The sequence below is a fragment of the uncultured Treponema sp. genome (genome assembly GCF_946187725.1).
Lineage (GTDB): Bacteria > Spirochaetota > Spirochaetia > Treponematales > Treponemataceae > Treponema_D.
The window spans coordinates 1-10,432 of record NZ_CAMHSK010000060.1 but is presented as its reverse complement, the minus strand read 5'-3'; the positions used below and the strand labels follow the sequence as shown (position 1 = coordinate 10,432).

Annotated in this window: 15 protein-coding genes and 1 pseudogene; 11 read left to right on the top strand and 5 right to left on the bottom strand. The window is 39.2% G+C overall.

The genetic code is table 11. The features are described from left to right. The 4 genes and pseudogenes from Q0Q74_RS13655 to Q0Q74_RS13640 all read left to right on the top strand — a co-directional run. Positions 1 to 197: pseudogene (locus Q0Q74_RS13655) on the top strand (hypothetical protein); the annotation flags it as partial. A 439-nt stretch (positions 198 to 636) separates the two neighbouring features. After that, complete coding sequence (locus Q0Q74_RS13650; RefSeq protein ID WP_294431734.1) at positions 637 to 921, top strand: hypothetical protein; 285 nt, start codon at positions 637 to 639, stop codon at positions 919 to 921. Beyond that, a complete protein-coding gene (locus Q0Q74_RS13645) occupies positions 912 to 1,790 on the top strand; it encodes a hypothetical protein (protein ID WP_294431733.1) in 879 nt (292 codons plus the stop codon). The genes Q0Q74_RS13650 and Q0Q74_RS13645 overlap by 10 nt, the downstream gene beginning before the upstream one ends. A 126-nt stretch (positions 1,791 to 1,916) precedes the next feature. Beyond that, complete coding sequence (locus Q0Q74_RS13640) at positions 1,917 to 2,429, top strand: transcription termination/antitermination NusG family protein (protein ID WP_294431725.1); 513 nt, start codon at positions 1,917 to 1,919, stop codon at positions 2,427 to 2,429. A gap of 48 nt (positions 2,430 to 2,477) precedes the next feature. Here the strand turns inward: Q0Q74_RS13640 and Q0Q74_RS13635 are convergent, their stop codons facing one another. Next, positions 2,478 to 2,816 (bottom strand): hypothetical protein, encoded by a 339-nt coding sequence (locus tag Q0Q74_RS13635; protein ID WP_294431723.1) that lies wholly within the window; start codon positions 2,814 to 2,816, stop codon positions 2,478 to 2,480. On the opposite strand from Q0Q74_RS13635, the gene Q0Q74_RS13630 reads away from it, so the two are divergent. Further along, entirely contained in the window at positions 2,806 to 3,717 is a 912-nt protein-coding gene (locus Q0Q74_RS13630; RefSeq protein ID WP_367268363.1) for a DUF4435 domain-containing protein, read from the top strand. The two genes, Q0Q74_RS13635 and Q0Q74_RS13630, sit on opposite strands and share 11 nt — an antisense overlap. Before the next feature lie 98 nt (positions 3,718 to 3,815). Continuing rightward, positions 3,816 to 4,343 (top strand): winged helix-turn-helix transcriptional regulator, encoded by a 528-nt coding sequence (locus tag Q0Q74_RS13625; RefSeq protein WP_294431720.1) that lies wholly within the window; start codon positions 3,816 to 3,818, stop codon positions 4,341 to 4,343. A 64-nt stretch (positions 4,344 to 4,407) separates the two neighbouring features. On the opposite strand, the gene Q0Q74_RS13620 is transcribed toward Q0Q74_RS13625, so the two are convergent. From Q0Q74_RS13620 to Q0Q74_RS13610, 3 genes are read right to left on the bottom strand one after another with little or no spacing between them, the layout of a single operon-like run. Next, positions 4,408 to 4,623, bottom strand: a complete 216-nt coding sequence (locus Q0Q74_RS13620) for a hypothetical protein (RefSeq protein ID WP_294431718.1) — start codon at positions 4,621 to 4,623, stop codon at positions 4,408 to 4,410. Next, positions 4,620 to 5,072, bottom strand: a complete 453-nt coding sequence (locus Q0Q74_RS13615; RefSeq protein ID WP_294431716.1) for a hypothetical protein — start codon at positions 5,070 to 5,072, stop codon at positions 4,620 to 4,622. Before Q0Q74_RS13615 ends, Q0Q74_RS13620 begins: the two co-directional genes overlap by 4 nt. Continuing rightward, positions 5,069 to 5,311: a hypothetical protein gene (locus Q0Q74_RS13610; protein WP_294431714.1), complete on the bottom strand. Its 243-nt coding sequence runs from the start codon at positions 5,309 to 5,311 to the stop codon at positions 5,069 to 5,071. The genes Q0Q74_RS13615 and Q0Q74_RS13610 overlap by 4 nt, the downstream gene beginning before the upstream one ends. A gap of 232 nt (positions 5,312 to 5,543) precedes the next feature. Between Q0Q74_RS13610 and Q0Q74_RS13605 the strand changes: the two genes are divergently transcribed. Together Q0Q74_RS13605 and Q0Q74_RS13600 are read left to right on the top strand one after the other, a co-directional pair. Further along, positions 5,544 to 6,245, top strand: coding sequence for a DNA-binding domain-containing protein (locus Q0Q74_RS13605; protein ID WP_294431712.1), 702 nt, complete (start codon positions 5,544 to 5,546; stop codon positions 6,243 to 6,245). Between the two features lie 217 nt (positions 6,246 to 6,462). Next, positions 6,463 to 7,101 carry a hypothetical protein gene (locus Q0Q74_RS13600; protein WP_294431710.1) on the top strand — a complete coding sequence of 213 codons (639 nt, stop codon included), beginning with the start codon at positions 6,463 to 6,465 and terminating at the stop codon, positions 7,099 to 7,101. Here the strand turns inward: Q0Q74_RS13600 and Q0Q74_RS13595 are convergent. Next, positions 7,089 to 7,337, bottom strand: coding sequence for a hypothetical protein (locus tag Q0Q74_RS13595; RefSeq protein WP_294431707.1), 249 nt, complete (start codon positions 7,335 to 7,337; stop codon positions 7,089 to 7,091). The genes Q0Q74_RS13600 and Q0Q74_RS13595 overlap by 13 nt on opposite strands. A 543-nt stretch (positions 7,338 to 7,880) precedes the next feature. Between Q0Q74_RS13595 and Q0Q74_RS13590 the strand changes: the two genes are divergently transcribed. The 3 genes from Q0Q74_RS13590 to Q0Q74_RS13580 are packed head-to-tail and all read left to right on the top strand — an operon-like array spanning position 7,881 to position 10,259. Next, positions 7,881 to 8,591, top strand: a complete 711-nt coding sequence (locus tag Q0Q74_RS13590) for an IspD/TarI family cytidylyltransferase (protein WP_294431705.1) — start codon at positions 7,881 to 7,883, stop codon at positions 8,589 to 8,591. Beyond that, on the top strand, positions 8,588 to 9,604 hold the full coding sequence (locus Q0Q74_RS13585) for a galactitol-1-phosphate 5-dehydrogenase (protein ID WP_294431702.1): 1,017 nt from the start codon (positions 8,588 to 8,590) through the stop codon (positions 9,602 to 9,604). The genes Q0Q74_RS13590 and Q0Q74_RS13585 overlap by 4 nt, the downstream gene beginning before the upstream one ends. Further along, on the top strand, positions 9,597 to 10,259 hold the full coding sequence (locus tag Q0Q74_RS13580; RefSeq protein WP_294431700.1) for a ribulose-phosphate 3-epimerase: 663 nt from the start codon (positions 9,597 to 9,599) through the stop codon (positions 10,257 to 10,259). Before Q0Q74_RS13585 ends, Q0Q74_RS13580 begins: the two co-directional genes overlap by 8 nt. The last annotated feature ends 173 nt before the right edge of the window (positions 10,260 to 10,432 follow it).

The following is a 10,432-nucleotide window of genomic DNA, read 5'->3' as shown; positions in this document are numbered from 1 at the left end:
GTAATTTCGGAATCCTCCGCCTTACATTCAAATCTGATGGCAAGGCGAAGGAAGAGGACGTGACTGGCAACTCGATAAACCATGTGCGCGTGGTTCTCCGTGGTTGCAGAGAATTCAAGAATGAGTTCAATGACCTTCATTTTGAAAAGGTTGCCGTTGTAGCCAAGAAATCTGATGACGGTCAGAGCGGCGACTAAGCCGGGGTGAATTGAGGCTGCAGGACTTTCCGCTGGTCCTGCAGCCAATTTTTTTTGCCTTGTCCAAAATTTGACAGTATCAAAAGGGGCGTATGACAGTACCAAACGGCGATATGGTACTGTCAAACGGGGTGTTTGGTACTGTAATGTTGAAAAGTTCGATAATTCTCTGTTTCCGATTGTTCATGTTTTGAATATTGACAACCAGAAAGAAAACATCATATTATGTAGCCCTAAATTTGCAGAAATAAGACACAAAGTTTTTCAGTTTTACAGAGGTGCATATTTTTATCCAACTGCTGTTGGAACTTTTGAAATAAAATGCAGTATTTTATTAGCTGCTTAGAAATTTAGGGTATTTTCTGACTGTACTAAAGTTGACTTTTTCATTTGACGGACATATTAGCTTGTTTTATACTATAGGAAAGGTTGGGAAAGAATGGAAACTAAAGAAATAGAATCAAGGGTTTTGCCCCAGTTAAATGGAACAACCAAAGATTTGGTTAATAATGGCATTTGGTTCTTGTATACATTGAGTGATTCTCCTGTAAAAGAGGCTGTTTATTGCCTTGTTGCAGATAAAACATACCTTCTAAACAGTCAGGGAAATATTGTTAGTGTTCCTGTAGTCGATATCCAAAAAATTAACTATAAAGAAAGGCTCTTGTTTTCAGATCTGCCAAAGCCTATAGTGCAGGAGAATGTAGCAGTAAAATGGGCTTAATAACTGAAGATACTTGCTGGCTTTTTCTCCTTCCTTCAAGGTCAAATGCCGAGCAGCGTCACGTTTTTGATATTGCTTTTGGCGTACATGTTTTATTGGGAAAGATGGTTCCTCTGGAGAATATTGTATTGCTGATAGACGGGTGTTCTAATTCTTTGCTTAATTCCACATTTTCGGCTATGAATGTTCCTGTGCCAAACAATCTGTTTACAACTGAAAAGTATTTTGATGTTTTAAAGAAGAATACACATAAAAATATTGTAATCTTTGTTACAGGGCATGGAAGCATAGATGGTATCGATTCTATTGTTCCTATTAAGCCTTATGATTTTTATAATGCTCTAAAAACTTCGCCGAATTTACAGAATTCTGTTGTGTATTTTGGTCAATGTGAAGATGGAATATACAATTATGTTTCCTTAAAAACAGATTCGGATGGACTAAATAGGAGTAAGATTGTTGCAATCGGAGCTTCTGGACTTCATACCAGCTTAAGTTCTTCTACTATTATTCAAGGTGGGCTATGGTCTGCAAATGTCTTTTTGGCGAGGTTGTTTTCCTGGATACAAAATCCAGTTGATGTAGATGGTGACGGAAAATTTTCTGTGATTGACTCTTATAAATATGCAACCATCTGTACTCATGATGACTGCAAGAAAATTGAGCATGATTACGAAATAAAGGATGCAAAGGCAAAATTTGCTTTGTCTGTTTTAAAAGATGAACTTGAAGAAAAACGTAGGCAGGGAACTCTGACATTAGACCAGGAGTTACAGATAAAAGCTATGGAAACCACAATAAACAATATTTCGTTTGATCAGGTGCCGTGGATTTTAAATGTGTTTGTTGGCATGGAGATATTTTTCTAATAAATAATCCGCCACACGAATCCTCGGTGTACGAATCTATTTGCCAAATCTTGCACGGTTTCACTGACTTAATCATAAAAATGTGTTAGTATTTCAAATCGTATTGAGTAAGTGAAGAGTTAGACAATGAGCAATTATTACTGTATTTGGGTTAAAACCGGTTTTGAAAATAAATTTATAGAAAAAATACAACCTCTCTTTGATTCCGTTCCAGATGAGCATAACGGAAAGCTTCATTGCATCGGAAAGCAGATGCGCTTAAAAAGCGGCAAGGAGTATATTGATCCGTTGATTCCTGGCTATGTTTTCTGGGAGACGGACAACCTTTCAAGAATTCAAGATATAAAAGATGAAGAGGGCTTTATAGGTTTTCTTCCCAATGATAAAGATATAAAACCTTTGTCCGCAAGAGATACCGAGCTTGTAACCTCATTCCTCAAATATGGAAGCGTTATTCCTATCCTGAATGTCCGGTTTGATGTTAACGACAGGATTGTGATTGTTGACGGCTTGTTTAAGGGGATGGAAGGATTTATTTCGGATGTGAACAGATCGAATAAGCGTATAAATTTTGAAGTTACGCTTATGGACGGAAAGCGGATTTTAAGCTTGTCGTACCAGGAACTGCAAAAGAAGTAAATGGGTCGCGAGCATTGATACAATTAACCGCACCCCATTACGCAGATGTCAGTTTCGTAATTTATACAACGCTCCCACTGAGAAAAATGTTCCGGCTATTATAAATAGTTCCGTCACGGCTGTCTTTCTCCAAAAAGAGCGGCTTCTTGAAAGTTTTTCTGATTCTTTTCTGAAGTTCGCATTAAGCTCCATGTATTGCGTATCAAGTGCTTTACTGACTGTCTCATCAAGAATCGTCTCCAGCTGCGCTATCAGCTCTTCGTCTTGCGGACACAACAGCATCTCGGATTTTCTGCTTTCCTTCGGATATAGTCTTTCTGCATGAAGCGGAAGGCTTATTGCCAGTGCCAGAAGCACGATTATTGATTTCTGAAAAATAACTGTCATTCTGTTTTTCTCCTATGGTTCCCAATGTTTTAGGCATGATAAAACTGCAGAGCGCGGATATTATTACCGAAGCCCATGCCGCTTCTCCAACATAGCCTTTGCAAAGAAGCATTGTAGCGATAAGGACTGCCGCCCCTTTGTAACCCGCAAACTTCCCTTAATTGTTGAAGGTGAGTCTGATAAAAAAATATATAGCTATCTTTTTGATTCATCAGCTATCCAGTTTTATGAAAATGGTTCTTGTGATGGAATTCCTGATATTCTTGAAAAGTTGAATGTTAACTATCTAAATCGTTGTATAGCAATAAAAGATGCTGATTTTGATCATTTGGAAAATAAGACATATGATTTACCGAATTTATTTCTGACAGACTGTCATGATATTGAAATGATGTTGATTGATGAGGACTTAGAAGAAAAACTCTGCTGTGAATTTTTCGATGAATCATGCAAATGTGTAAAGAATTGTATGGCCGACTTAAAGATTGTGTCTTATTTAAAGTGGTATAATATTAACGCACATTTATGCCTGAACGTGAGGAGCTTTGCCCATTTGGGGGATATTTACAACGGTCGTTCTGCTGTTGATTTAGACTCGTGTGTGAAAAAGTTATACCAGACCGTTGGAAATAAAGAAAAATCTCCAGATATTGGTCAGAAACTTATAGCTTTTATTGCTGGTCACGCAACTGAAGATTATAAAAATCTTACAAATGGACATGATTTATGTAATGCTCTTTCCCTGTATGTAAATGCTCATGATGGAATAACAAGTAAGGAAGAAATTTCAAAGCTTGTGCGAGCTGCATATTCTTTGAGTAAATTCAGATCTACCCACCTATTCCGTGATATAAATAATTGGGAACAATCTAATGGGAAACAGGTTTTGAAAAGAGGGTGATCAGAATCACCGTTCGTGGTAAAGTATGTGATACTTGACTGTAAACTTTTACTTAAATTTTTGACACAATACTTTTTTTATGCTAATTTATTCAATATATGAACACTGATGTAGCAACCTTGCAGAATATCGCAGATACATTAAAAGAAGATCCTTTAGCAAGCCAGCGAGTACTGGCCGAAAATGCCGGAATGTCAATCGGCCTTATGAACGCCGTAATCAAACGCTTTGTAGAACGCGGCTGGATTATGCTTACAAATGTGAACCTTCGTAAGCTCTCGTATGCAATCACCCCGGCCGGAATCGCCGAACTCACCGCCCGCAGCCAGAATTTCGCCAAACGAACCTTTGCTATTGCAAATAAATACAACGAAACTTTCTGCCAGGCAGTTTCAGATGCCAAAAAACAGGGAAAAAACAAACTTGTCCTTTACGGAAGCAGCTACATCAAATTCCTTCTTGTTTATGCCTGCCAGACCTATGATGTCACATTCCTTGAAAAGACGGTGGATGAGCCGATAGAAAAAGGCGCTTTCTGCCTGGTGGGCGAGCAGTGTGAGGAAGAGGATGTTGCTCGGTTGACAGGGCAGGGGGGAGTGAGCCTGCTGGATTTGCTGGGGGAGTAATACTTAACTTCAGCCGCCTTACAATCATTCCCTTATCTTGTACAGCATTAGCCCTGTGAAAACCTCACCTGTTTGAAAATGTTTTCGGAACGACCGCTCCGCAAAGGGCGGAGATGACGACCGAAGCCCATGCCGCTTCGCCAATGATGTCCCGGCACAGGAGCATCGTGGCGACAAGCACGGCAAAGCCCTTGTAGCCTGCGAGCTTACCCGCAAGCAACAGCACCCTCTTGATGATATTACTGACGAGCGTGTGATAAGAAAAATCAATCTCCGTCATATTCTCATACCTCTTTTTCTCATTTTAAGGTGGGGGTAGAGCCGCATAAGCTCCGCCCCTGTCCGAAAAGTACCCGACTTTTTCGGTTCGCCGCTCGACACATTCATATATTTGCCACCACACCAGCCTGCGACATGAACAGCTTTTCCTTTCTCGTCAAGGAAAAATGCTGCATAAAGAAGGTTTTCGTCCGAAAGGGCAAAGGCATCCTCGGTGAAAAATCTCCTGTAAAGAGCGTCCGCCGTAACTCGCACGGCTTTTCCTGTCGCAAGGCTCAGAGCTGTGCACACGCTGCCTGAGCAGTCGCTTCCCTTTGGGCTTTGAGCGCCCCATACATAAGGAGTTCCGTCGAACTCCATCAGGATATGCTCGAAAACTTCTTTCCGGGAAAATCCTGCGGCAAAAAGCTCCTCGGCATAGTCCGATAGCATGCTGAAATCCTTTTTCATACCGCACCCCCTGTCTTCAAGAATTTTTCCAGTACCGTAAAGACCGCAGAGGCAATCGTTATGATTCCTGTGGCAACCGACACCGCCCGGCACAACCTCGCAGTCCTTTCAACTGAACTCTGCCTGAAATTCCTTTCAAGCTCCTCAAGCCGCTCAAGAGTTCTTCTCTTGAACTCCGACATCTCACCACGCAGCGAGCAGAACTCGCCGTAGATTTTCGCAAGCATCTCACTTTCCATGCGAATACCTCTCTTTCTGATTTTCTTTTTTGCTCTCCCTTGTTCCGGGATTGCATGAAAATAAGATAGCGTTTGCGGACTGATGGAAAATGATTGTATTTCATATCATTTTTCTGATTAGAAACATAATCATTCTCAGGGCTTTTTTTGCCTTTATATTGAGAGCATTAAACGGCAGTAAAGAGGCCACGCGTTGCGAGGCTTGCCGTAAAAACACTTTTTGGAGTTCTTTATGCTTAAGATTTTTTTGCGACAGAACATGACGGCCAATGCAAAGGCCAAATTCAACTTCCGCTCTGAAAACGAAGCGGAAATCACCTTTGAAAACCTTGTGGACGAGATGGCGGCGAGCAACACCACCATTACCAAGGCGGATATCTTCGGGGTAATGGATGTGTACAAAGCCATTGTGCTCCGCTATGTCCAGCTCGGCTACAGCGTGAGGGGGCCGCTGGGGCTCCTCTATGTCACGGCGGGTGGAACAACGGACGACAAACTCGCTTCTTTTCAACCCGGTCTTAAAAACAACGACCACTCGCTTAACCTTCGTTTTCTCGCGGAAATGGGGGTTTTACGCTCGGTGACGGCGAACACCAAAACCGAACGCGTGAGCAACCGACTCAAAATGATTCCGGCGATTGACGAGGTGCAGAACGCGGACGGAAACACAGAGAAAGTCATAAAGGCCGGCGACACGGTGCGTATTTTAGGCGAATACCTTAAATTCGACCAGAAGGACGAAACACAGGGGATCTTCCTTGAAAAGGACGGTGTTGAAAAGCGGCTTGATTACTACATTTGGAATACGAACAAGCGGATTGACACGCGGATTCCGTTTGACATTGAACCAGGTGAATACATTTTTAGAATCAGTGCTAAGCCATGCACGATACAATACACGGCAGATTTTTCTGAAAAAGTCGTGATAAGCTAAGAAAACTTTTGGATCCGGCAGGGGATGTCCTTAATAGGGCATCCTCTTTTTTTGTTTTTTTTAGGCATAAGACCTGCTAACTTTTGTCTAAAGTTCATCTGACTTTTGCCTGAAGTCCTACTAACTTTTGTCCGAAGTTCATCTGACTTTTGATAGAACCCCTACTGACTTTTGCCCGAACCTCACCTGAGTTTTATGATATGCCGTTAATAAGTATATGAATATAGTTTATTTCACAAATTTCTCAAGGTCGGAATATGAGATGCATGTTCCCGTGTTCAAGGTTCTTTTTCCTTCTGTTCCATTCAGGCTTTACGGCTCCGGGGAACTTTACGAGAATGATTTTTCTCACGAAGATGTCGTCGTACTAAGCTGCATGGCAGAGGAAAACGCCGCACTGAGCTCCGTGTTTTTCTTACGGGCAAAAAAATGCCGTATCATAATGTACGCCGAAAGGCTTCCGAGCGTGCTCTTCCTTACGCATGTGCGGAAATTTGAAGATGTCTCATTGCTTTTCTGCCCAGAGACTAACGGAGAGCTTGAGCATTGCGCAAGGACTGTCATGGGAGGAAAACGCTATGTTTCCAAGGCTGCTCAGGACGAGCGGAGCACGAATTCTTTGGGCAGATTCGTAGATTACGATTCTTTGAACGAACTTAACAGACAGCTGATGTTCTCCGTGTTCGAGGGGCTTTCCTTAAAGGAGACGGCCGCCCTCACAGGAAAGAGCGTGCCATACATTCAGACCGGCCTTTCAAGGCTTAAAGAAAAGTTCGGCGTACTGGAGAAGAGGGAGCTTTTTGTCGCCATGATGAGGTGGATAGGCGTGTCTGACAGGATTTCTCAAGCGGGATAAGCGACCGTCGCTGATAGAGTTCCGTCAATGTTTTTCCGCACTGGGATGATGACGGAAGTCCCTTTAAGGGCATGGCGGTAAAGGACGGCGGAAAGTTCGGAGAAAATCTCAACTTTAAAATTCCGCTTCCTTCTACTCACGGTTAGCAGGCAGCCAAGCTCCTTTTCTTTGCTGAGGATGGGCTCGGCATCTTTCTCAAGGATTCCCGTGAGTATGAATGTATCTTCTTTTTGCATTGTGTTTTTCCGTGTCGTTTTTTTTTATTTTCGGAAGGGAAAAGCGCTTTTTTTACTCGTATTATTCATTCCTTTTATTCTTTCTGTGTTTTCGTGGCTTGGATAAATTCCGTTTCAAAAAAAGTTTGTGCCTGCAATAAAAGGAAGACTTGTTTTAACCATCAATATAAAGACCGAATGCAGTAGTTTTTCAGAGAACCTGGTGTTTCTCTGCGTGTGGAAATGGTGATTAAGGATATCAGATAGATGTTTAAATTTAATTACGATATAATAATATTTTGTTGGTTCGTTTTTTAGAACAAAAGAGTATGCCGAGCAGTTCTTGAGCAGAGTGAAGGACTATATTATCTAACCGGCGGCGTTGACGGTTGTAGTCCATTGAAAAATGTAACGATTGCGAGGTAGAAAAATTAACTACATATATCTTTTGAAGACTAGATTTGATAGAAAAGTAAAAGTTGTTCACGGATTGAATATATTGACAGAAGCATGAATATTTTATACTGTTGTGTAGGTATTCTTATAATCGGGAATTTAAGGCTTATGAATCTGATTAATAAACATCTAATTGTGCTTTCTGGAGGCGTGGGTTCTCGTATGAGGTCTGATACTCCAAAGCAATATTTAAAAGTTTGTGATAAACCAATTCTTTATTATACTCTAAAAAGTTTTGATTTTAATTTATTTAATAAAATAATAATTGTTGTTGCAGATGAATGGAAAGAATTTGTTGAAGGCATTTGTAAGAATGCTTTTTCAGAACAGGAGATATTATTTGCACCTGCGGGAAAATCAAGGCAGGAATCAATTTTACATGGTCTGAACGTTTTGAAAAATTATGCATTAACCGATGATTTGGTTGTTATTCATGATGCTGCAAGGGCTTGTTGTAGTAGGGAACTTGTTCAAAATTTAATTGAGGCCTGTGAAAATTATGATGGAGCTATGCCTGTTTTGTCTGTAAAAGATACTGTCTATTTAAGCGAAACGGGTCATGAAATAACAGGATTGTTAGAACGTGATAAATTGTTCTGTGGTCAGGCGCCAGAAGCGTTTAAATATGGGCGATATCTAGCAATAAATGAAAAACTTACTTCTGAAGAGCTAGGAAGAGTAAGAGGAAGTTCTGAAATTGCTTTTAGAAATGGAATGAAAATTGCGTTTATTTCCGGCGATGAGGCTAATTTTAAAATAACAACGCCAGCTGATTTAGAAAGGTTTGAAGAAATTCAAAAAAGGAAGGAAACAAAATGAAGGCACAAGTATTATATGGGATAAATCAGCTCAAATATGAATCTGATTATAAAAAGCCAGATATCTCAAGAGATGAAGTTCTTGTAAAAGTAAAAGCATGTGGAATTTGTGGAAGCGATATAGATAGAGTATTAAAAAATGGGACATATCATTTTCCAACGATAATTGGACATGAGTTTTCTGGAGAAGTTGTAGAGTCTGCATCTAAAGAAAACGATAATTGGATTGGAAAAAGAGTTTCTATTTTTCCACTTATCCCTTGTAGAAAATGTACTTCTTGTCAAAAAGGTGATTATCAGCTTTGTGAAAATTATAATTATCTTGGTTCAAGATGTGATGGTGGATTTGCAGAATATGTTTCTGTTCCAGTTTGGAATCTTATTGAAATACCTGATTGTGTATCATATGAAGAAGCAGCTATGCTTGAACCTAGTGCAGTTGCTTTACATGCATTAAAGATATGTGGAACTGTACTAGGAAAAAAAGTATTAATAACCGGTTCTGGTACTATAGCAACTATTCTTGCACAGATTGCAATTGCAGGTGGAGCTGCGGAAGTTGTAATTGCAGCAAGAAATGAAGAAAAACTAACATATATAAAAGAAATAATAACAACTGTAAAAACCTCTTCTTTTGAAAAATTGGAGGACACTTTTGATATTGTAATAGAAGGAACTGGAGCATCAATAATAATAGAAAAAGCTCTTAATGCATGTATAAGACATGGTACTGTTGTCTTTATGGGTAATCCTGTTGATGATGTTCATATTTCAAAAAAAATATTTTGGCAGATTTTGCGTAAAGAACTTATTATAAATGGTACATGGAATTCTTCATTTGGAATTGATGGAAAGAATGATTGGGCTGACATATTTAGTCTTATAAAAAATAAAAAACTTAATCTTGAGAAATTAATAACTCACAAACTAAAACTCGAAGAATTACTTGATGGAATTTTATTAATGAAAAATAAAAATGAATTAAGTAATAAGGTAATGGTAGTATATGAATAAAATTTCTGCTTCATTAATGTGTGCAGATCTACTCAATATGGGTGCACAGATAAAAGAACTTGAAACTGCTGGTGTTGATTACTTACATCTCGATGTAATGGATTCTGTGTTTGTTCCAAATATTACTTTAGGAATTGACACTGTTAATCAAATAAAAGCATTTACAAAACTTCCAATTGACATCCATCTTCTTGTAGACAAGCCGAGTAGAATCATTAGATCTCTCAACTTTGGATCAGGAGATTTTGTAACAATCCATGCAGAATGCTCTGAACGAATAATGGAAAATGTTGCTTTCATTAAACAGAAAGGAGCAGCTTTTGGACTCGCATTAAATCCTGACACTACAATAGAAGAAGTTGCAAAATATCTGCCTTACGTTGATATGATTAATATTATGCTAATTGTTCCTGGATTTGCAGGAAGTACATTAATCCATGGAATTATGGAAAAAGTAAAAGCAACACGCGAATTTTTAGATGAACATGGATATAAAGATATAATTATTGAAGTGGATGGAAGTGTAAGTAATGAAAGAGCCTCTATTTTAAAGAATTATGGTTCTTCCATGTTTGTATGTGGAACTTCTAGTATTTTTAAGAAAGATATTGATTTTAAAACAAGTGTTAATAAATTCAAAGAATCTGTGAGATAAGGGGGTTGCCATGAATATACATAGCTTTGCCTCAGCAATAAAAGATGGCGATTTTATACACAGATGTTATGTACATTTTTTTTTCACAAGAAACTTTTACAAAATTTATGATTTATTGCATCCTCAACAAGTTAATAACAAAAAAATAGTAATGTCCAATTTCAATGGACATG